Source organism: Mycobacterium sp. AT1 (genome assembly GCF_002043095.1).
In the GTDB taxonomy this organism is placed as follows: Bacteria; Actinomycetota; Actinomycetes; order Mycobacteriales; family Mycobacteriaceae; genus Mycobacterium.
This window is the reverse complement of sequence record NZ_MVOC01000042.1, coordinates 20972-42035: the sequence shown is the minus strand read 5'-3', so window position 1 is coordinate 42035 and position 21064 is coordinate 20972. Positions and strand designations below refer to the sequence as shown.

Annotated in this window: 19 protein-coding genes and 1 pseudogene; 11 read left to right on the top strand and 9 right to left on the bottom strand. The window is 65.1% G+C overall.

The window, feature by feature from the left end:
• Positions 1–36 precede the first annotated feature (36 nt).
• Genes B1790_RS19695 through B1790_RS19685 form a run of 3 tightly spaced genes read left to right on the top strand, consistent with a single transcriptional unit; the run spans position 37 to position 4219 of the window.
• The gene (locus B1790_RS19695) at positions 37–1212 is read left to right on the top strand and encodes a tyrosine-type recombinase/integrase (protein WP_369832381.1); all 1176 of its coding nucleotides are present in this window, start codon (positions 37–39) and stop codon (positions 1210–1212) included.
• Positions 1209–3698 (top strand): tyrosine-type recombinase/integrase, encoded by a 2490-nt coding sequence (locus tag B1790_RS35370; RefSeq protein WP_233165210.1) that lies wholly within the window; start codon positions 1209–1211, stop codon positions 3696–3698. Before B1790_RS19695 ends, B1790_RS35370 begins: the two co-directional genes overlap by 4 nt.
• 2 nt (positions 3699–3700) lie before the next feature.
• On the top strand, positions 3701–4219 hold the full coding sequence (locus B1790_RS19685) for a DUF6262 family protein (RefSeq protein ID WP_079924955.1): 519 nt from the start codon (positions 3701–3703) through the stop codon (positions 4217–4219).
• Positions 4220–4233: 14 nt separating this feature from the next.
• On the opposite strand, the gene B1790_RS19680 is transcribed toward B1790_RS19685, so the two are convergent.
• Entirely contained in the window at positions 4234–5160 is a 927-nt protein-coding gene (locus tag B1790_RS19680; RefSeq protein ID WP_233165218.1) for a hypothetical protein, read from the bottom strand.
• Between the two features lie 331 nt (positions 5161–5491).
• Positions 5492–6133, bottom strand: a complete 642-nt coding sequence (locus tag B1790_RS19675) for a TetR/AcrR family transcriptional regulator (RefSeq protein ID WP_079924953.1) — start codon at positions 6131–6133, stop codon at positions 5492–5494.
• Between the two features lie 151 nt (positions 6134–6284).
• On the opposite strand from B1790_RS19675, the gene B1790_RS19670 reads away from it, so the two are divergent.
• From B1790_RS19670 to B1790_RS34355, 4 genes are all read left to right on the top strand, one after another.
• A complete protein-coding gene (locus B1790_RS19670; RefSeq protein WP_079924952.1) occupies positions 6285–6878 on the top strand; it encodes a TetR family transcriptional regulator in 594 nt (197 codons plus the stop codon).
• 99 nt (positions 6879–6977) lie between these two features.
• Positions 6978–7412, top strand: a complete 435-nt coding sequence (locus tag B1790_RS19665; protein ID WP_079924951.1) for a DUF6188 family protein — start codon at positions 6978–6980, stop codon at positions 7410–7412.
• Positions 7413–7459: 47 nt separating this feature from the next.
• Positions 7460–10465 (top strand): RND family transporter, encoded by a 3006-nt coding sequence (locus B1790_RS19660; protein WP_079924989.1) that lies wholly within the window; start codon positions 7460–7462, stop codon positions 10463–10465.
• 11 nt (positions 10466–10476) lie between these two features.
• Positions 10477–10860 carry a DUF732 domain-containing protein gene (locus B1790_RS34355; protein ID WP_158083846.1) on the top strand — a complete coding sequence of 128 codons (384 nt, stop codon included), beginning with the start codon at positions 10477–10479 and terminating at the stop codon, positions 10858–10860.
• A 232-nt stretch (positions 10861–11092) separates the two neighbouring features.
• Here the strand turns inward: B1790_RS34355 and B1790_RS19650 are convergent, their stop codons facing one another.
• From B1790_RS19650 to B1790_RS34350, 6 genes and pseudogenes are all read right to left on the bottom strand, one after another.
• Positions 11093–11983 (bottom strand): alpha/beta fold hydrolase, encoded by an 891-nt coding sequence (locus tag B1790_RS19650; protein WP_079924950.1) that lies wholly within the window; start codon positions 11981–11983, stop codon positions 11093–11095.
• On the bottom strand, positions 11980–12429 hold the full coding sequence (locus B1790_RS19645; protein WP_079924949.1) for a PaaI family thioesterase: 450 nt from the start codon (positions 12427–12429) through the stop codon (positions 11980–11982). Before B1790_RS19645 ends, B1790_RS19650 begins: the two co-directional genes overlap by 4 nt.
• 6 nt (positions 12430–12435) lie before the next feature.
• A complete protein-coding gene (locus B1790_RS19640) occupies positions 12436–12870 on the bottom strand; it encodes a PaaI family thioesterase (RefSeq protein ID WP_233165217.1) in 435 nt (144 codons plus the stop codon).
• Between the two features lie 89 nt (positions 12871–12959).
• Positions 12960–14445 (bottom strand): annotated as a pseudogene (locus tag B1790_RS19635) (MFS transporter).
• A 126-nt stretch (positions 14446–14571) separates the two neighbouring features.
• Positions 14572–14802, bottom strand: coding sequence for a hypothetical protein (locus tag B1790_RS19630; protein WP_079924947.1), 231 nt, complete (start codon positions 14800–14802; stop codon positions 14572–14574).
• A 285-nt stretch (positions 14803–15087) separates the two neighbouring features.
• A complete protein-coding gene (locus B1790_RS34350) occupies positions 15088–15270 on the bottom strand; it encodes a hypothetical protein (protein WP_142271403.1) in 183 nt (60 codons plus the stop codon).
• 219 nt (positions 15271–15489) lie between these two features.
• On the opposite strand from B1790_RS34350, the gene B1790_RS19625 reads away from it, so the two are divergent.
• A complete protein-coding gene (locus tag B1790_RS19625; RefSeq protein WP_079924946.1) occupies positions 15490–16755 on the top strand; it encodes a CdaR family transcriptional regulator in 1266 nt (421 codons plus the stop codon).
• 15 nt (positions 16756–16770) lie between these two features.
• Here the strand turns inward: B1790_RS19625 and B1790_RS19620 are convergent, their stop codons facing one another.
• The gene (locus B1790_RS19620) at positions 16771–17784 is read right to left on the bottom strand and encodes an AraC family transcriptional regulator (RefSeq protein ID WP_079924945.1); all 1014 of its coding nucleotides are present in this window, start codon (positions 17782–17784) and stop codon (positions 16771–16773) included.
• A 118-nt stretch (positions 17785–17902) separates the two neighbouring features.
• Between B1790_RS19620 and B1790_RS19615 the strand changes: the two genes are divergently transcribed.
• From B1790_RS19615 to B1790_RS19605, 3 genes are read left to right on the top strand one after another with little or no spacing between them, the layout of a single operon-like run.
• A complete protein-coding gene (locus B1790_RS19615; protein ID WP_079924944.1) occupies positions 17903–18223 on the top strand; it encodes a 2Fe-2S iron-sulfur cluster-binding protein in 321 nt (106 codons plus the stop codon).
• A 22-nt stretch (positions 18224–18245) separates the two neighbouring features.
• Positions 18246–19634 carry a cytochrome P450 gene (locus B1790_RS19610; protein WP_079924943.1) on the top strand — a complete coding sequence of 463 codons (1389 nt, stop codon included), beginning with the start codon at positions 18246–18248 and terminating at the stop codon, positions 19632–19634.
• Positions 19631–20848, top strand: a complete 1218-nt coding sequence (locus B1790_RS19605; protein WP_079924942.1) for an NAD(P)/FAD-dependent oxidoreductase — start codon at positions 19631–19633, stop codon at positions 20846–20848. Before B1790_RS19610 ends, B1790_RS19605 begins: the two co-directional genes overlap by 4 nt.
• Positions 20849–21064 lie beyond the last annotated feature (216 nt).

Here is a 21064-nt window from a genome sequence, read left to right as displayed (position 1 = left end):
AGTGATTCTCCGGGGGTGTTGAGTTTGTGGTGAGTCGTGAATGTGATCGTTGATTGGGCGCATATGCGTGCATTTCTTGTTCGGATGCCATCTGGTGACCGCTACTGGACTGTGATCGATGATCAGTACGAGGTGCATCCGGTTGCGCACCAATTCCTGACAGAGCTTAGGTTCGGCCGTGATCGTGCCGAGTCCACTTCGAAGGCATATGCCGAGAGTGTCTCGCTATTCCTTCGGTGGTGCTTTACTACAGGCCGTGACTGGCGTAGTGCTGCAGGCGACTTGGGGTTGTTCATCACCTGGCTGAGGTATCAGCCTGCGACTGGATCGCGCCTCATACCTGGTCCGGGTACCGAGGCCGTTAGAAGTGTCGGACGGATCAATCGCATCCTGGTCGCCGTGCGTGGATTCCTCGCGTTCGCGGTGGTCACGAAGCAAGTGCCGGCGTCGGTGATGGACCAGATCTACGAGATGGGTGACTCACGGGATCTTCCGATGGAGGCTCGCGGTGAAGATTCGAGTCTGCGATATCGGCTGCGGGCCCGCCATCGAATGAGTGAGCCTAGGACGGCAGTCGACCGCGCGACGAACGAAGAGATCATTGCGTTGATGGAAGCATGCCGCTCGGCCAGAGACAGGCTAATCGTGCTGTTGCTGTCACGCGTGGGATTGCGGCGTGGGGAGGCTGCCGGGTTGCGTCGCTCAGACTTGCACATGTTGCCCGACAACGCCGTTCACGACTGTTCAGTCGCCGGAGCGCATCTGCATGTCGTTCGCCGACAGAATGCGAACGGGGCTTGGGCGAAGTCGCGGCGCCCCCGCGCGGTGCCGCTTGACTTCCTGGTCGTGCGAAGCGTGGATTTGTACCTGTTGGAGCGTGACGAACAACCGGCGGCCGCAGATTGCGACTACATGCTGGTCAACCTTTTCCGGGCGCCGCTGGGGGCGCCGATGCAGCCAGGAGCATTTAACGAACTCTTCGAGGCATTGTCTCGCCGAGCAGGTCTCGCGCGGACGGTGACTCCACACCAGGGTCGTCATGCCTTTGGGAGCAACCTGGCCGATTCTGGAGCGCTGCTCGACGAGATCCAGACGCTGATGGGCCATTCGAGCCCGACTTCGTCCCAGCCCTACCTACATCCTTCAGCCGACCGTCTTAGGGCCGCAGTGAACCGCGTCGGCTCGCCACGCGAGACGGCGCGAGGAAAGTGACAATCGCTGCGCATCGCGCCGCTGCTGCCGAGACAGACGCAGACGGTGCGACCAGTGCCGAGCTGTGGAACGCGGTTTCGCAGCTATTCCTGACGTCGGTGAACTGGTCCGGCGATGATCGCGTTCTGTGGTTCCCTCGTGACCATGCCGTGCTCGGCTGGCGGGAGTGCGTCGTTCCCGATTGTGACCAGAAGATGCTGATATCCGAAGGTTTGTGTGCTGCATGCAATCTGCGCTGGAAGCAACTCGAACTTCCCCCTCTAGCTGACTTCGTCCAGGTGCCACGCGTTCGTCATCGTCGATTCAGCGACGATCCATGCGGGGTCAAGACCTGCGAGAGGACCGCGCGAACCGGGACGGGTCTGTGCGGTGCCCATGAGCGTGCCCGCAAGAGGCGCCACATGGCGGTTGAAGATTTCATCAACCAGCCAGACCTCGACGTGGTTGTCACCTTCGGTGAGTGCGGGGTGGGTGCCTGTACGCGGGAACGCGTGTCGAGTAGTAACTCGTACTGCCCAGCGCACGCCGCCCGGTGGCGTGAATACGTTGGTGGGACTGCGATCAGTGTGAGTGACGAGGAGAAGTTCCGGCGTATCCAGCCGGCGATCACCGTGCGGGGAGAGGTCACTCTTCGTGGGCTGCCGGACCGGGTAGTCGCAGAGTTGCTCTACGGGTTGCAACAACACGTCGCCGAAGGGGTTCGTCTCGATGTGTCGCACTTCCGAATGCTGGCTCGCCAGTTGCGAAGTCAGCAAGTTGCCACCATCGATGACGCGGATGCAGGCCAGCTCACCTACGAAGTGGCCAAGCTGCATCGCAAGTTCGTGACCAGTGCCCGCAGGTGGCGCACGACGCCCGAGATGGAGGCGGCGAAGGATGTCTGGGATCTTGCCGTCTTCGGTCACCCAGGAACGCTGAGGTTCGGATCGATCTCCCAATCGTGGCTGCGTGCCGCGGCAAAGGTCGAGGTATACAACGACCTGCCGCGCCGTCGCGGTAAAGGCGGTAAGAGCCAGTGCCAAACCAGAATCAATTACCTGGTACTACTCAGCGAGAGTCTCCACCTTCAGCGCGGCGACAGCGGTGACGATCTGCACCTGCTGAGTCGCAGCGACATCACGGCATTCCTGAACCGGATGGCCTTCTTGGAATCTGGTGGCCAGATTACCGGCAAGTTGCGTGCGCGTGCGGTCCGCGAACTGCGCCGCACCCTGAACCAGATGCGCGCCATTGGCGTTACCCGCATTGGCCAACCACTGCACGGCCTGCCCGACGACTTCTCAATCGCCGAGGGAGACATCCCTGATGAGCCCGATGAGCAGGCCGCTGGCCGAGACTTACCCGTGGAGGTGGTCCGACACCTGTGTCAGCACCTTGATGGACTCGAGGTTCAAGCGGGCACTGAAGTGCGGGTGGCCGTCGAGTTGATGATCGACACGGGCCGCCGCCCGGAGGAGATCTGCGAACTGGCATTTGACTGCATCAGCCGCGACGGCGGCGGCGACGCGGTGCTGATCTACGACAACCGCAAGGCCAACCGCTTGCAGCGCCGGCTACCGATAGGGGCCGCGACGCTCGCCGTCATCGAACGGCAGCAGCAGCGGGTGCGCCAGCGCTTTCCGGACACGCCAGCTGGGGAGCTGAAGTTGCTACCGACATCGATCAAGAACCCGTACGGCGCCAAGGGCATGCGCGATGAAACCGTCGGAGCACGACACCGGAAATGGGTCGATTCCCTGCCCGAGGTTCTGGTGCCGAAAGTGACGACAATCGACGGCAAGGCGCCCGAGCCGATGCCGTTCGACAAGAGCCGCATGTTCCCCTACGCGTACCGCCACACCTACGCCCAACGCCATGCCGACGCCGGTGTGCCCGTCGACGTCCTGCGCGAACTGATGGACCACCTCAATCTCGTCACGACCCAGGGTTACTACCGCGTCGGTGAGCAACGGCGTCGCAATGCGGTCGACCGGGTGACGGCCATGCAGTTCGATCGGCACGGCAATCGGACTTGGAGCATCGCTAAGAAATTGTTGGACTCTGAACATCTTCGGAGGGCAGTCGGAGAGGTCGCCGTACCCTATGGAATGTGCAGCGAGCCAGCCAATGTCGCCGCTGGAGGCAATGACTGCCCAGTTCGGTTCCGCTGCGTGGGATGCGCCCACTTCAGCACCGACGTGTCTTACCTGCCCGATCTAGAAGGCTATCTCGCCAGCCTGCTGCGGACACGCGAGAAGCTGCTTAGCTTCCTCGACGCAGACGAGTGGGCTAGAAGCGAGGCGCTGCCGTCCGACGAGGAGGTCACCCGGATCCGCCGCCTCATCGCACGCATCAAAGCCGATGTCGACGACCTCTCCGAGGCGGATCGCACACAGATCGAGGAGGCCGTCGGTGTGGTGCGGCGAGCCCGAAACGGCGTCGTGCGCCTCAACATGCCGAGCGTCCGGCAGCCTCCGTCCACCATCCGTCCCGACAGAACGGCTTGACGATGACCGAAGCGCTAATCACCGGCCGCCGGGCTGATTCACACCGCCGCCGTGAACGCGTCAAAAAAGCACTGGACCGCGCCCGGGACCAAGGCCACGCCGTCAGCGTCGCGTCCATCGCCCGCGCAGCCGGTGTCGACCGAAGCTTCCTCTACCGGCACCCCGATCTTCTCGCCAACATCCATACCTCCCAAGCCACACCGACGCCCGAGCAGTCCGGGGTGTCAGTGACAAACGCATCACTACGGGCCGACCTAGTCAACGCCCAACAACGCATCGCACGGATGGCCGCCCAGAATCGGCAGCTGGAACGCAAGCTGTCCGAGACCCTCGGCCAGCAGGCATGGCTCGAATCAGGCCTCGGCGCAGCACCAGACATCGACGAGCTTCAACGACAAGTCACCGGACTCGAACAACGCAACGTTGCTTTGCAACGCCAACTGGAACAGCGCGAAGCAGAACTCGATGCCGCCCGCGCCGCCAACAGAGAGCTAATCACCGCGCTCAACAAAACGCAGTGAGGCTCGGACTGCCGTTAGCAGTCCGGTAGGCGAACGGTGAACGCGTCGACGTTCAGGACACCCTTCCACGCGGGGTGACGAAGTCTCCCGGTGAACTCGCGGTACTCGATCCGACCCACCACGCGAGGGTGGACCCAACGCACCCGTCCGCCGCGCTCCACAAGACTGGCGGTGCTAAACGGTGAGGTGCCTCGCTCGATGCTCGACAGGCCTAGGTACAAACTTCGGCGTGCGCGATGGCTGAAACCGACACTGACGGTGCCGCAGTAGGAAAGATCGCCAGCCGCGTCATACGCACCGACCAGGACGGCACCGACTGAGGTCTCGCTCGAGGCAACGAAACCACCGACTACGAACTGACCGCTACAACGGTAGGGCGTCTTGACCCACTGCCGGCTGCGCCGGCCAACCTGATACTGGGAATCAATGGCCTTGCAGACAACGCCTTCCATCCCGGCGCTCACCATGGCACGCAGGACGTCGCGTCCATCGAGACCGAACCAAGCCGGTGAGGTCGCTAGCTCGGGAGCCAGCCGATCGAGGCCGAGTCCTTCGAGGATGTTCCGACGCACACGGTAAGGCTGGTGCGTCAAGTCCTGTCCATCGAGGTGGAGCACATCGAAGACGAGAAGACGCGCGGGAAGACGACGCTGCAGCGTGGCGCGCGGCCTCGGACTACTCAGTCGACGTTGTAGCAGTTGAAAGTTGGGCCGCGTGCCGGCGTCCAAGACGATGATCTCGCCATCCAGCAGGGCGTCACGTTGGCCGAGAGTCGAGCATCCCGTCGCCACCTCAGGAAAAAACAATGACAAATTCGTGGCCTGCCGACTGAATAGCTCCGCCCGGCCAGAGTCAACGCGAGCGATACACCGCGCCCCGTCAAACTTCGGCTCGACGACCCAGCCGTCTCCACCGGGCGGCGGACCAGCCGTCGCCAGCATCGGCGCTGGTGGTAGTCGGTGCAGGACATCCTGGCCGTGAAGCGTCATATCAGGGTCCAGCCTACGCAAGGCGAACGTGTAAGACGTCGGCTGCAGGTGGTCGCCGAGCAGATTCAGAAGGATCTCGTCGAGTTGCGGCGATCCATGGGCCAGCCCGCACCGTCGGCCGTGATCGCGTCATTTGTACCGCCCATACACGCATGGACGACTCGTCGACCCCCGGCGCGACGGCCAAGGCAAGACTGGCGTCCCGATGAAGGACATCGTCAACCCGGACGTGGGCGCTACTCGAGGAGTTTCTGGTTATCGAATTTCACCATGCTTTCTTCCTCTACGAGGATGATGCGTGCGCCGCGGGGCCAACGCGTTGATGCGCCGTCAGGAAGTCATCGACGATGTGTTCGCAGTGGTGCCGGCTCATGGTGTGGAGTCCGGTCATGCGTGCGAAGGCGAGTGGTCCGACGAGTTGGCACATGGCGAGTTCGACGTCGAAGTCGTCGAGTTCGTCGCGCGCTTGGGGGCTCTGCAGGATGGTGTCGAACGGTTGGCGGTATTGGTCGACGACCCTTTTTCGCAGTGACTGCGTGTGGCCCGCGTCTTTACCATCTGGCGACAAAGGCCCTAGTGAGACCCAGGCGAGGGTGGTGAGGTGAAGGGGCGCCTCGGCGAACAAGGTTGCCTGACGTGTGAGCAGTTCGATCAGCTGGTCTCGTAAGGGAACCGAGCTCGGAAGCGGCGGGGTGACTTGGGGCAAGAGTCGCTCGAAGGTGGCGGCGAGAAGATGGGAGGAACTGCTGAAATGCCGGTAGAGGGTGGTTCGCGCGACCTTCGAGGCCTTGGTGACGGCCTCGATCGTGACAGCCTCGACTCCGCCGGTACTGAGTAGATGTGCTGCCGCGTCGAGCAGCCGTGTTCGCGATCGGGCCCGACGGGGATCGGGGTCGTCATCCTCGGGCGGTGCGGCGTGGCTCAACGCCGCACCCGTTGTCCGGCCATTCCGACTCGCATCCAGTTATGGTACCAACAGTAGCGTAGCGATACCGCCCATCCTCCGGCCTACGGCGGGCGCGCCGACATCGGTTGCGCGTGCGACGACCCGCCCCTCGAAAGGCCACGGATTTCCGATGACGACGACCGGATCGATCACCGAAGATCGCTTCGCTGAGGCGGCCCGCAAGCGTGAGACCATCCTGGACTGCGCTGCAATGATCGCGACGGGCGGTGGATACGACGCGGTGAAGATGCGCACGGTCGCCGAAGGCGCCGGGATTGCCGTAGGCACCCTGTACCGGTTCTATCCGTCTAAGCCGCGCGTGCTGGTCGCGGTATTGGCCCGTGAGTTCGAACGTATTGGTGCTGAACGGGATTGGACCGTCACGGCGGGGTCGCCGCGGCTGCGGGTGGGCCAGCTGAATGCTCGCCTCTGTCAGGAATGGCGCGCCAGGCCAGCGCTGACCGAGGCGGTGACCCGCGCGTTCGTCGTCGCCGACGGAAGCGCGAGCGCCGAGGTGGACCACGCCGAGGCGGCGATCGAGCACCTGATCGGGCTCGCGATCGCCGGCGGGGAACCGAGCCCGAGACACCACCGGGTCGCCGCCCTCATCGGCAACATCTGGTTGGCCAGCCTGATCGCCTGGGTCCGGCAAGCCACCTCCGCCGACGACGTCGCACTCCGCCTGGAACGCAGCATCGCATTGATCGTCCGCGACGAGAGCTAACGCCGAACCGATCCGCCCCGACGCAACGCGAACGCTACTGTTAGTAGCGTAGCGATACCAATGGTATCGTTGAGTATCGAATCGGCGGAGAGGGGTCTCGTGATCACCCAGTGGATCCAAGCCTGCGGGGTTCAACGCGTCAGCTTGGTCGGCGGCCTGGTGCTCACCATGGCCGACTACAACGAGCTGGTCGTTACCCGACCCCTGCGCTTGTCGCTTCCTGCGGTGGGGGCACATCCGGCCGAAGACGTGATGGTCGACCCGAACGACGTACCGAATCACCAGCGCCCGTTGTTGAACTTCGCCGGTAGCGTCTGCACGCTCGCCACCTGCGAGGACGACGGCACTCTGCACGTCGAGTTCTCCAACGGCTACGGCTTCACCGTGGCCGCCGACGAGTGCTTCGCGGCGTGGGAGTTGTACGGCAAGCGCCACGGTTACATGGCTTGTCTACCCGGTGGCCGGGTCCGCGTCGTGCGCCACGACATGCCCGAGGATGACCTGGTTTCCGAGCGCCCTGCGGTGCGCCCTTGAGCGTCGACGGCCACGACGCGGACCCGCCCGACGCCGCCGCCACCCGGGTGCGTGAACGCACCATTTCGGCTGCCAAGACCTCCGGGGAGTACAGCGAGCGCCTCGGCGCGTTGGCCCGATTCACCGTGCGACACAAGGCGTTGGTGATCGGCGCCTGGGTCGGACTGGCGGTGGTCCTGGCCCTGCTGTTCCCGCAACTGGAAACGGTGGTGCAGAAACAATCCGTCCAGCTGATCCCCCGCGACGTGGCGTCCTTTCAGACCATCGACCGGATGAGCGAGGCCTTCGGCGAGCAGGGCTCCAAGACCATGTTGTTCGTGGCGATGGAGGACCCGGAGGGGATGACGCCGTCGGCGCGGGAACGCTATACCGATCTGGTGTCGCGGTTGCGTGCCGACACCGAGCACGTGCTGCTGGTTCAGGACCTGCTGGCCGATCCGGTGACCGCTGCTCAGGCGCTTAGCCAGGACGGCAAGGCCTGGTATCTGCCGGTCGGGGTGGCCGGCACGCTCGGTGACCCCGCTGCCGCCGAGTCGGTTACCGCGGTCCGCGCCATAGTCGCCCAGGTGTTCGACGGTTCGTCGACGACGGTGCGGGTGACCGGTCCGCCGTCGACGTTCAGCGATCAGATCGCCGAGGCCGAACACGATCTGCTGTTCATCTCCATCGCCACCGCGGGTTTGATCGCGTTGATCCTGCTCATCGTCTACCGGTCGGTGTTCACCGCGCTGTTGCCACTGCTGGTGATCGGCCTCAGTCTGGCTGTGGGGCGGGGGGTGCTCTCCGCGCTGGGTGAGTTGGGTATGCCGGTGTCGCAGTTCACCGTGGCCTTCATGACGGCGATCCTGTTAGGCGCCGGCACCGATTACACCGTCTTTCTCATCAGCCGTTACCACGAACAGCGCCGGGCGCAGGTCGCCCCCGATCAGGCGGTGGAGCACGCGACCGCCAGCATCGGTCGCGTCATCTTGGCCTCGGCCGCCACGGTCGCGTTGGCGTTCGCCGCGATGGTGTTCGCCAACTTGAGCGTGTTCGCCGGGATGGGACCGGCCTGCGCGGTGGCGGTGCTGGTCGGCTTCGTGGCGACCGTGACACTGTTGCCGCCGGTGCTGTCCCTGGCCGCGAAACGCGGTATCGGCGAACCCAAGTCCGACCGCACGCGCCGCTACTGGAACTCGGTAGCCGTGGCCGTAGTGCGCAAGCCAGTCCCGCTGCTGCTCGTCAGCCTGGTCATCCTGCTGGCTTTCTCAGCGGTCGCCACGACGATCACGTTGAGCTACGACGACCGCAAAGGACAACCCGACACCACCGCCAGCAACCAGGGGTACCAGCTGTTGGACCGGCACTTTCGCAAGGACGTCGTCATCTCCGAATTCCTCGTCGTGGAGTCCCCCACTGACATGCGCACCGGCAAGGGGCTGGCCGACCTCGACGAGATGGCGTCGCGCATCGCGCAAGTCCCAGGGGTGACGAAGGTCTCCGGGGTCACCCGCCCCGCGGGAACACGCCTGGAGCAAGCCCAACTTGGTTGGCAGAACGGACAAATCGGCGACAAGATGGCCGGCGCGGTGGACGACGGCAACGCCCGCAAGGACGACCTGGCCAAGCTCACCGGCGGCGCGGACCAACTCGCCGGCGGCCTCGCCCAACTCGACACCACGCTGCGGACCGCCCTGACGCCACTGACGGGAATTCTCGACCAGGCCCAGACCGCCGGACAACAGGTGGACCAGTTCCGGCCCCTGTTGAAGCAACTCTCGGCCACCGCACCTGCCGTCGACCAGGCCCTGCGTTCTGGCCCTGGACTGCGCCCACTCGCCGAACAGGCCGACGGCGCCATCGCCACGATCGACCCCCTGGTGGGCGCCCTGAACACCTCGCCGTGGTGCGCGACCACACCGCAATGCGCACAAATCCGCGACCAAGTCCAAGTCCTCACGACGCTACGCAACGCCGGGTTCTTCACACAGGTCGCCGGGCTCGGCGACACCGTCGGCCAGAACGCATCCGTGGCCGATACCCTGGCCGACGTCCAGACCGCAGTCACCTCGCTGGACAAGGCGTTCGGCGCGCTCGGTGACCCCGCCAACCTGGCCGGCAACGTCCGCCGACTCCAAGACGGCATCGGCCAACTCGCCTCGGGCGCCCAAGCCCTGGCCACCGGCGTGCACACCCTGGCCGACAGCAACATCGAAATGCTCAGCGGGATGAGCCAGATCGCCACCCAGCTGCAGAACTCGGCGCGCGCCAGCACCGGCTCCGACACCTCCAGCGGCTTCTTCCTGCCCCCCAACGCCTTCGAGAACCGCCAGTTCGCCGACGTCGCCAAACAGTTCCTCTCCCGCGACGGCAAGACCGCCCGATTCCTCGTCGAATCCAGCAACGACCCCTACAGCGCCGAGGCCATGGACTTGTCCCACCAGATGGTCGCCGTCGCCGGGGCAGCCAGACCCAACACCTCCCTGGCGCAAGCCCGTATCTCGGTTGCCGGGTTCCCGGCGGTCAACTCCGACATTCAGCGCCTCCTGACCGCCGACTTCATCCAGCTGGCCGCCTCCACCCTGCTCATCGTGGGCCTGATCCTGGTGCTGCTGCTGCGCGCACTGCTCGCCCCGCTCTACCTGCTGGGCACCGTGGTGCTCAACTACACTGCCTCGCTGGGCATCGGAGTCTTGGTCTTCCAGTGGGGACTCGGTGGTGAAATCGCTTGGCCCGTACCGCTATTGGCGTTCATCATCCTGGTCGCGGTGGGCGCCGACTACAACATGCTCCTGGTGTCGCGGCTCAAGGAGGAATCCACCCGCAACATCCGCGTCGGGGTCCTACGCACCGTGGCCAGCACCGGGTCGGTGATCACCTCGGCCGGCATCATCTTCGCGGTCAGCATGTTGGGCCTGATGGTCGGCTCCATCGCCATCATGATCCAGGCCGGATTCATCATCGGCTGCGGTCTGCTGCTGGACACCTTCGTCGTGCGCACCCTCACCGTCCCCGCCATTGCCGTCCTGCTCCGCGAGGCCAGCTGGTGGCCCCACCGCCCCACCGCCCCATGAAAACGGACCTCATGAACGACCGCGTTGCCTGCGCCTACTCGTCCCGACCTACCGCAGCAGGCGATGTCCGTGTGGGGTCGACGCGGACGTCTCTGCGGCGGAACCGGCGTCCACGAGCCGTCCATGTAGCCCTGCTGGCCATCGCTGTGGGCATCGGGGTCGCGACCGCGCCCACTGCGGTCGCCGATGAGGCCGGCTACCTCCAGCGACTTCAGAGCAGGTTGGCGTATCTGACAGCTCAACAACTGCTCACCGAGGGCTACAAGGTATGTCAGCTGACCCACAGCGGACATCCATCCTCTGACGCCATTGAGATGGTCTCGAAGGACTTGGCGATATCAGTACCGGCCGCCGTTGAGATCATCGTCGCCGCCGGAGGGGAACTCGGCTGCTGACAGCGGGCCGGGAACTGTCGCGTGGAAGAGCTTCTCGAAGCTGACGTAGTGGTGGTAGTCCACCACCGCTCGACATGTCGGATGAGTGATTCGCGGCGAAATAGGAAATGCGGCACCGATTTTGGACACGTAGCCAGCCGACGGCGCAGAAACTCTACAGACTGAACACGTCACCGAACTGGCCGCGTCGCCGCGGCGTGGGCAGCGTGCCCGAGCGGTGCAGTGGCGCGGTCTAGAGAGTGCAGCGGTCGAGGAAGTCGGTGACCGCTGCGGTGAAGGCGTCGTTGTCGTCCCCGGCGATCATGTGACCGGTGCCGGACACGTCGACGGTTTCGGCGTGGGGGACCAGTTGGGTGAACTCCTCGACGGTGGCCTGGGAGACCACGTCGGACAGCAGCCCGCGGACGAGAAGTGTTGGGGCGGTGACGCGTCGGGCTCCGTCAATCAGCAAGTGGCTGATCGCGTCGAACTGCTCGGTGCCCGCGGCCGCGCCGTCGCGCAGGAAGTCGAAGTTGGAGTGGACGAACGCCGGGTCCCATCGCCACACCCAGCGACCGTCGGGACGCTGCCGAAGCACCTTGTGCAGGCCGTCGAGGTTGTCGGGGCGCGCGCGATGCGGGTTGTAGGCGGCGATCACCTCGGCGGCCTCGTCGAGGGTGGCGAAGCCGTCGGGGTGGGCGGCCATGAACGTCACGACACGACGGGCACCCTCGAACTCCAACCGCGGGGTGACGTCGACCAGGATCACCGCCGCCCACGACGCCCCGGATGCGAGCAGGTGCGCGCCCAGGGCGGTCATTCCCCCCAGCGATGCGCCGACGACGGCTGGCGGGGCGTCGGCGCTGAAGTGGTCACGGACGGCAAGTAGGTCGGTGGCGAGTCGCTCGACGTCGTAGCGCCCGGCCGGATCCCAGTCGCTGTCGCCGTGACCGCGGGTGTCATAGGCCACCACGGAGTAACCGCTCGAATGGAGCCGCCGTGCCGAGGTGCTCCACGCGTGCCGGTTCTGACCGCCGCCGTGCAGGAGCAGCACGACGGGACGATCGCCGTCGTGGGGGTAGTGATCCGCGGCCAGGGTAATGCCGTCTCCGGTCCAGACCCGATGCTGCACGATCGAGGTCACGATGCGTTGCCTGCGGTGCTCACGATCGTGACGGTGCCCTGCGCGGCGCACACGGCCTTGTCGCCGTTGGTGATGTCGATGCGCGCCACCCCGCTGCGCCTGCCCAGCGACACGATGTCGGTGACGGCGACGCACACCCCGCTGGACACGGGTCTGAGCAGGTTCAGCTTGAACTCGGTGGTGGCGACCCACGAGCCCGCCGGTATGACGGGGTAGAACACCACCCCGAGGCAGTGGTCGACCATCGCGGACAGACATCCGCCGTGCAGGTTGCCGAACGGGGTTAGCAGGTCCTCGCGGGTGTCCATCTCCGCCACCAGCCGACCCGCGGTGAGTTCCGTGTGTCGAAAATTGAGGAACGTCGACAGTCCGCCCGCCGTGTTCGCCGCGTGGAGCAACTGGTCGGCGATCTGCGCGTCGAAGCGCGTGAAGGTCGTGGTCACCATCGTCTATCAGTCCTCGCCTTCTCTGTCATTGGTCGTCGATGAGCGTGCCTGGGCGAACCGCTCGAGCATGTCGCCGAACGCGCCGAGGTCGCCGTGCGCGGCGAAGTGCTCGACGTCCACGGCGACGAACATCGCCGTGGCCGTGAAGCGCACGATGCCGTCCTGCCCGGTCCCGGTCGCACTGACGTGCAGGGCTCGCCCCTCGCGGCTGTCGACGCGCGCGACGATGCGGTGGGGGTGATGCAACGGCACCGGTAGGACGTATCCGATGGCCAGGTTGCGGGTGACCGCCGGGGTTCCGACGATCCACAGGGTGAAGCCGAACAAGTCGTCGCACGCCGCGGCGATGGCACCTCCGTGGGCGAGTCCCGGTGCCCCGCCGTGCCGTTCGTCGAAGACCAGGTCGGTATAGACCTGCTGTCCGGATCGGAACACTTCCATCTGCAGGCCGTGGGGGTTGTCGGGGCCGCACCCCATGCAGGTGGGAGTGTGCGGCGGCAACTGCTGCGGCTCAAGGCTCAGCGCCTCACTCACGGGATGCTCGATTCTGTAGAGGTGTCTGCGGCGGGCGTCTCGGTAGGTGGGCGGCACCGTGCGGCAGTGGGCGGGCGGCCGGGCGCCCAGATCCCAAGGATGACGGCGCTGACGGTGGTGATCGCCGAAAGCGCCAGGGCGGCTTGGCTGTTGCCGTGCGCGAACGCGTCTCGGGCGATGTCGGCGAGGGGCTGACCGGAGGCACCGGAACGATCGGCGACCTGCAGTGCGGCAGCCAAGGAATCCGAAACCGGCTCGCGCACGGCCGGTGGCACCGTGGGAAGCACGGGCTGAATGCGACTGGTGTATCCGGCGGCCAGCACGCTGCCGGCGATGGCCACGCCGATGGCGGCACCGAGTTCGCGGCTCGCGTCGTTGACTGCGGCGGCGACACCGTGTTTCTCCACCGGCGTCGCGGCGACGATGGCGGTCGTCGCGGGCGCGGTGACCAGACCCAGCCCGGAGCCCATGGCCAACAAGGGCCACAGGAAGTCGGAGTAGGCGGCGTCGACGCCGAGGCGGCTGACGAAGTAGAGGGCCGACGGCGATGAGCAGCATGCCCGGCGCGGTAACCAGGCGCAGTCCGTACCGCTCCGCCAGCCGCGGTGCGATCAGCGAGATGATCACGATCGGGACGATCAGCGGCGTGAGTGCCAGCGCCGACTGAAACGGCGCGAACCCGGCAACGAGCTGCAGATACTGCACCAGCAGGAAGAAGCCACCGAAGATGACCAGGAACTGCAGGACCAGGGACAATGCGCCGTTGCCGAAACCCCGGTCGGCGAAGAGCCGCAGGTCCAGCAGCGGGTGCTCGCGCCGCAGCTCCACGATTACGAACACCGCCGACCCCACGACGCCGGCGGCGAACAGCCCCAGCACCCACCCGTCGGTCCAACCGCGCAAGGGTGCCTCGGTGACGGCGACGACGATGACACCAACGGCAGCAGCGATGCACAGCGACCCGACGTAGTCCAGGGGCGGATGGGTTTCCTGGACGACCTTGGGGAGGGTGAGTGCGGCGATCATCAACGCCAGCCCCGCCACCGCGAGACCGACGAAGATCGCCCTCCACGTCCACACCTCCAGCAGTGCCCCGGAGCACAAGACGCCGACGACGGCACCCGATGCGGCGACACCGGCCCAAACCCCCACCGCGCGGCCGCGTTGATGCTCGGGAAATCCGGCGGTCAACAGCGACAACGTCGACGGCATCACCAACGCGGCGCCCAGTCCGGCGATGGCTCGCGCCGAAATGAGCCACCACGGGTCCGCGACGATCAACGGGATGAGCGACGCCGCGGCGAAGACGAACAGTCCCAGGATCAGGACCAGCCGGCGACCGAAACGGTCACCGACGGCGCCCGCGGGCAGGACCAAGCCCGCCAAGACCAGGGTGTAGCCGTCCACGACCCACGTCAATTGGCTTTGCGTCGCACCGGTTTGGGCCGCGATGTCGGGCAGGGAGGTGTACAGCGCCGCCATCGAACCGATGACCAGTGCCACGGACAGGCACGACACCACCAGCGTCCACTTCTGGCCTCCGGTGAGATTGCGGGCTGCCGGCGCGGGATTGGACGGATCGTCGAGGTCGTCGAAGAGGGGCACGGGCTAGACCGGAGCGGCCGACGTGATGGGCAGCGATGCGAAACCCCGGATCGGCCCGGAACGCAGCCGCCGCGCAGACTCCAGACCGACCTCCCCGTCGGGCACCCCGTCCAGCAACGCATAGGAGACGATCCGAGCCCCCATCCGCGCCAGCACCCCACCCAGGCAGAAGGGGACGACCCGGCCGAAGGCCACCTGGTGTTCACAGCTCTGCACGGCGACAACGGCGACCACGGAGACCTCCTACCGCGACGAGAGACGTTGGTTAGACTCAGAGTCTAAACTTCGAGAACGGAATACGCGCAACGCGTTGGATCAACATCAGATCTGACTGCCGGACCTGTCCAGCGAGACGGCCTCGTCGATCCAAAGCGCCAATCTGGAGGTCGACGACATTGCCGCGATGTCCAATCCCGGTGCAGAACTCGCCAACGCGGTAGCCAATTCTGCCGACGGCGCCATCTCAGTTCGCACGGTCCGTCAGAACCCCGACACCCTGCGCTGCAATGTGGATCGGCCCTAGAGCGACGGGCTCTCGTTAGCTTGAGCCAGCGCCCGAGCATCATGGCCAAGATGATCAAGGAATCGGTCGAGCGGAGCGAGCATGCCCAGTGGTCTTGGTGATGGGAGCGCGTGGTCCCGCAACGCCACCACGCCAGTCGCCACGATCGCCAGCAGAGTCACTGCGATCAGAAAGGCCATGTGCTTCCCCTCCTAGACACGGTCTTCGTCCGTAGTGCCGTACGACAAAAGCCGACTGACATGATCAACGCTCGCCGCCAGTGTTCAAGCCATTCAGCGCAGAACAGATCACCTGGCTACACGTTAGAAGTCCGGGCGCGGGCCCGGTAGGTCTCACACCGTTGAACTTTTCGGCATACTTTGTCTCCCGGAGACAAAGAGCCCACTACTGTGCCTAGTGTGCTCGATTCGTCGCCAGGTGAAGGCGCCCCTGCACCGGCAGTAACTGACCTGCTCGGCCGCGTCGGCGACCTGGTCAAGGGCCTACCCGAGGCCATCCATCGGCTTCTCGTTGAGCAGGTCACCGAACTCACGGCCGATCAGCAGCTCAGAGATTTGCTCAGCGACACCGTCGCGGCGAACGTGGGCACCTGGTTGTCCGTCATCCGCTACTCGATTCCGATCGACCACGTCGAAGCGCCGACGGCTGCCCTCGAACACGCGCGTCGGATGGCGCAGCGTGAGATCCCCGTCAATGCGCTGCTACGCGCCTACAGGCTCGGGCATCAACACGGGCTCAATCTCATCATTGCTGGTTTGCGAAGCGCGGACCTGCCCCCCGAACAGAAACTGGCGCTCTTCGAGCAAATCACCAGTGTGTCGTTCCGCTACATCGACTGGATGTCTGAACAGGTGCTGGAGACCTACCAGGTCGAGCGCGCGCACTGGGACGACAACCGGCGGAGTCTGCGTGAACAAGCCATCCGCGACATCCTGGACGGACGCGACATCGACGTGACCGAGACCTCGTACTCCATGAGGTACCCGTTGAGCGCAACGCATATGGCCCTCCTGGTCTGGCTCAACCAGGATGCGAGCGCCGATTCCGATCAGCTCATCGCCCTGGAGCGTTTCGCGCGGGACGCGGCCTCCGCGGCTGGAGCCGAGCAACTGCTCTACCACTCGATTGACCGTCTCGTCGCGTGCGCGTGGATGACGGTCCCCGACCCGTCCAGCTCACTATCTCAGCTGCGCACCTTCGTCCAAACCTGCAGCGAGAGCCCGCGAATGGCGGTCGGTGCGCCGTCTCGGGGGCTGGATGGCTTTCGTCGGACCTATCGGCAAGCTGAACAGGCGCGCGCAGTCGCGATGGCGGCTCAAGGCACCGCTCGGCGGTTCGTGGCTGCCCAAGACTCCGGTTTGGCGCTCGCCTCGATGCTGGTGGCCGATGTCCCGACGTTGAAGTCCTGGGTCCACGATGTGCTCGGCCCGCTCGCTTCGAGCAGCACATCGGATCGCCGTTTGCGAGAAACGCTGAGCATGTTTCTCCGCGCCGGTGGCAGCTTCAAGGCCGCGGCCGTGGACCTCCACATTCACGGCAACACGGTGAAATACCGCGTGAATCGGGCGGTCGAGCGCCGGGGCCGAGCCCTGGCCGATGACCGACTGGACGTCGAGTTCGCACTGCTCATGTGCGATTGGTTCGGTGACGCAGTCCTGACCTGACTTCGAGGCGAGCGCTCAGTGTCGTGAGAGCCGGAACTCGCTCGGAGAGCGGCCCGTCCATCGCTTGAAGGCGTGTGAGAAGTTGGTCAGGTCGCCGTATCCCAGTTCGGTGGCGATCTGACTCGCCGACATCGAGCGGGTGAGCAACAGCAGCATGGCGCTCTCGCGCAAACACGACTGGCGCAACTGCCGAAAGGTGGTCCCCTCGTCGGCTAGGCGCCTCTTGAGCGTGCTCGTGGATACCGACAGTTCGTCTGCCACCCATTGGCTACTTCGCCGTCCGGGGTCCTTCTCCAGCAGTTGTCTGACCCTCGCCGAGATGGACGTTGCGCCGCTGCGCTGGTCGAGTGTGCGCTTCAGGTCGGCGACGGCGAGTCGATATGCGAGGGGATCGGAGAAGCGGCACACCTCGTCGAGCGTGTCCGCGGGGACGTGCAGATAGGACATCGGAGCGTCGAAGAACACGCGCCCGGCAAGCGCAGGGTCTTCCCGGTGGCAAGCCGGCGCGACGGGCGCTGGCCAACCCACGTGAAGTGCGACGGTCGGCGCGCGACCTGCGAGCATGTCCATCAGTCGCAGCAACGCCGATCCGGTGTAGGTGACGGCCAGGCAGTCCAGAGCGTGATCACCGGTGTGTCCGCTCAGACCAACGGTGAGGCCGTCCTCATTCGGATGGAACTGTGGATTGATGGCTGCGGTGATCAGCGGCAGATAGGTGAGCAGCTCCACGATCTCGGCTACCGAGCCTGCACTCACCAGCGGAACGCTCAACGGTCCGAAGGACGTCAACTGGGCCTGCCCGGCGAACGCGAAGCCGAGCAGGGTTGCGTGGTCGACGTCCAGATCGGGGTAGACCTCGCGAAGCCACCGCAATGGGGCCTGGATGTCACGCTGGATCAAGGTGGCTTCGTCAGTACCTTCACGCGACATGACGTCGCGAAGCCGCGCGACGACGTCGGGGCCGAGCGCGTCGCTCTCGAGCATCTGCACGAACGCCAGCGGCGGCACACCCGCATCGTTGAGGTTCACCAGCCTGCCCCTCTGAGCCGAAATCACAAGTATCTGACTCCTGCGAACATAGCCGCGGCGGCCGTCCTCGATGAGACTTTCACCAAGTCACCGAGCACGAACTTATGAGGAGTTGGCCATGTCGGTTGTCACCTTCGTCTCCCATGACGGCGAGAAGCGCGAAGCGCCTCTGCAGGCAGGTCAGTCGCTGATGCAGGTTGCGACAAACAACGCGATACCCGGTATCGACGGCGACTGCGGCGGCGAGGCCGCGTGTGGCACGTGCCATGTGGTCGTCGATCCGCAGTGGTCAGAGCTGGTGGGCCTCTCCGGCGCCGAGGAAGAGGAGATGCTCTCGATGAACCCCGAGCGTCAGCCGACCTCTCGGCTGTCGTGCCAGATGCCGGTGTCCGAGGCGTGGGACGGCTTGATCCTCCACACCCCCGAATTCCAAATGTGACGACAACGAGTAGGTAGGCGTGATGAGCATTCCCGGAGCAATCACCGACAGAGTTCAGTCGAGCATTCCGATCGAGCGCCAAATCCAAGGCGCGCACCTGTACGACAAGGCCCGGCGATGGCTCACCCGCACGAACGGAGAGAAGATCTTCGTCGAGAAGCCCATCCCCCCGGTGGAGGACGTGGAACTCGCCGACATCGACGTCAGCAACCCCTTCCTCTACCGGCAGGGGCGCTGGCAGTCCTACTTCGAGCGTTTGCGCAACGAGGCTCCGGTCCACTATCAGCCCGATAGCCCGTTCGGTCCGTTCTGGTCCGTCACGCGTCACGCCGACATCGTGGCCGTCGACAAGAACCACGAGGTCTTCTCCGCCGAGCCGTTCATCGTCATCGGTGTCCCGCCTCGGTTCCTCGACATCGCGATGTTCATCGCGATGGATCCGCCACGCCACGACAGGCAGCGGGCCGCCGTTCAAGGGGTGGTCGCGCCGAAGAACCTGCGTGAGATGGAGGGTCTGATTCGGTCGCGCGTCCGGGAGGTGCTCGATGATTTGCCGGTGCACGAGCCGTTCGACTGGGTGCAGAAGGTCTCGGTCGAACTGACCGCTCGGATGCTGGCGACCCTCCTGGACTTCCCGTACGAACAGCGTCGCAAGCTCGTCCACTGGTCGGATCTCGCGACGTCGATGGAGCAGGCGAACGGCGGGCCCTCCGACAACGACGAGGTGTTCAACGGAATGCGGGACATGGCGCGGGGTCTCAGCGCTCTTTGGCACGACAAGGCCGCCCGGACAGCTGCCGGGGAGGAACCCGGCTTCGACTTGATCACCATGCTGCAGAGCAATGAGAGCACCAAGGATCTGATCGATCGACCGATGGAGTTCTTGGGCAACCTCGTGTTGCTGATCGTCGGCGGCAATGACACGACCCGCAACTCGATGAGCGGCGGCGTTCTTGCGCTGAACCGGTTCCCGGACCAGTTCGAGAAGTTGAAGGCGAACCCCGACCTGATCCCCAACATGGGCTCGGAAATAATCCGGTGGCAGACGCCGCTGGCCTACATGCGGCGAATCGCCAAGGCCGACACCGTGTTGAACGGGCAGTTCATCCGCAAGGGCGACAAGGTCGTGATGTGGTACGCCTCGGGCAATCGCGACGAGCGGGTATTCGAACGGCCCGACGACTTCATCGTCGACCGGGGCAACGCCCGCAACCACATCTCGTTCGGGTTCGGAGTCCACCGCTGCATGGGCAACCGGCTGGCGGAGCTTCAGCTGCGCATTCTCTGGGAGGAACTGCTGTCTCGCTTCGAGAACATCGAGGTCATCGGCGAACCCGAGTACATGCAGTCCAACTTCGTGCGGGGTATCAGCAAGATGATGGTCCGGCTGACCCCGATGTCCGACACGTGACACCGCAGCGGGCCCTCATCGTGGGGGCCAGCCATGCCGGGGCGCAACTCGTGGCCAGCCTGCGTCAGGAAGGGTGGACCGGTGAGATCGTCCTCGTCGGCGAAGAGTCGGCGCTGCCCTACCAGCGTCCTCCGCTGTCGAAGGCCTACCTGACGGGCAGCTGCGCGGTCGATGAACTGGTAATCCGCAACGCGGACTTCTACGCCAAGCAGCGAATCCGGATCCTGGACGCGACGGTGCAGGCAATCGACCGCACGGCCAAACACGTCACCCTGAACACCGGCGAGACCCTGCGCTACGACAAGCTCGCGCTGTGCACCGGCGCCCGCCCACGCCGACTCCGCATCCCAGGAGCCGAACTGGCCGGAGTGCACTACCTACGCACCGCCGCGGACGTCGAGCTGATCCAAGAGGCGACCAGCCGTAGCCGACGAGCCGTCATCGTCGGCGGCGGCTACATCGGACTGGAGACGGCCGCCTCGCTGCGCGCACTCGGCCTCGAGGTCACGGTGCTCGAAGCGACCGAACGCGTTCTCGAAAGGGTCACCGCCCCCGAGGTATCGGCGTTCTTCGATCGGATCCACCGCGAGGAGGGCGTCAACATCCGGACCGGCGCCCTGGTCGCGGCGCTATCCGGCGACAGCAAGGTCCGCGACGTGATCCTGGCCAACGGCGAATCAATTCCCGCCGACTTCGTCATCGTCGGCATAGGAGTCCAGCCGAACACCGAACTCGCCGCCGCAGCGGGTCTGACCGTCGACAACGGCGTCGTGATCGACGACCAGACCCGGACCAGCGACCACGACATCGTCGCCGCCGGCGACTGCGCCAGCCACGACATGGCCCGCTACGGCCGCCGCATACGACTGGAGTCCGTGCCAAGCGCGGCCGAGCAAGCCAAGGTCGCCGCCGCGACGCTCTGCGGAAAGCCCAGACAGATCGCAGCACTTCCATGGTTCTGGTCAGATCAATACGACCTCAAGCTTCAAATCGCCGGTCTCAACACCGGGTACGACGACGTCGTCCTCAGCGGCGACCCGACCAGGGACCGCGACTTCACCTGCTTCTACCTTCGTGGCGGCGAACTCATTGCCGCTGACTGCGTCAACCGACCTCGCGACTTCATGTTCAGCAAGCGGGCCATCACGCAGCAGACCCCCATCGACCGAGCCGAACTGGCGCTGGCCGGCGCGGCGTCCGGTTCGACGAGCTGATCACCCGTGACACACGCCGGACCACGGCGACCAAAGGCACGACGACACACGACCAGACCACTCCATCGAAGGACCCTCCCGTTTCTGAGCCGCAGTTGAAAGCGATCGGAGACGACGCTGGAAGACGGCCGAGCCCCAGCTGCGACACCGAGCTGCAGCCCAGGAGCCACCCACCACGATGCCTGCGCTCCGACCAACGGTCAATCGGTGTCATGA

Coding starts and splice junctions, on each gene's coding strand:
- B1790_RS19685 (WP_079924955.1), top strand. CDS start 3,701: ATGACCGAAGCGCTAATCACCGGCCGCCGGGCTGATTCACACCGCCGC.
- B1790_RS19680 (WP_233165218.1), bottom strand. CDS start 5,160: ATGCTGGCGACGGCTGGTCCGCCGCCCGGTGGAGACGGCTGGGTCGTC.
- B1790_RS19670 (WP_079924952.1), top strand. CDS start 6,285: ATGACGACGACCGGATCGATCACCGAAGATCGCTTCGCTGAGGCGGCC.
- B1790_RS34355 (WP_158083846.1), top strand. CDS start 10,477: ATGAACGACCGCGTTGCCTGCGCCTACTCGTCCCGACCTACCGCAGCA.
- B1790_RS19645 (WP_079924949.1), bottom strand. CDS start 12,429: ATGGTGACCACGACCTTCACGCGCTTCGACGCGCAGATCGCCGACCAG.
- B1790_RS19640 (WP_233165217.1), bottom strand. CDS start 12,870: ATGGAAGTGTTCCGATCCGGACAGCAGGTCTATACCGACCTGGTCTTC.
- B1790_RS34350 (WP_142271403.1), bottom strand. CDS start 15,270: ATGGCCTTTCTGATCGCAGTGACTCTGCTGGCGATCGTGGCGACTGGC.
- B1790_RS19615 (WP_079924944.1), top strand. CDS start 17,903: ATGTCGGTTGTCACCTTCGTCTCCCATGACGGCGAGAAGCGCGAAGCG.
- B1790_RS19610 (WP_079924943.1), top strand. CDS start 18,246: ATGAGCATTCCCGGAGCAATCACCGACAGAGTTCAGTCGAGCATTCCG.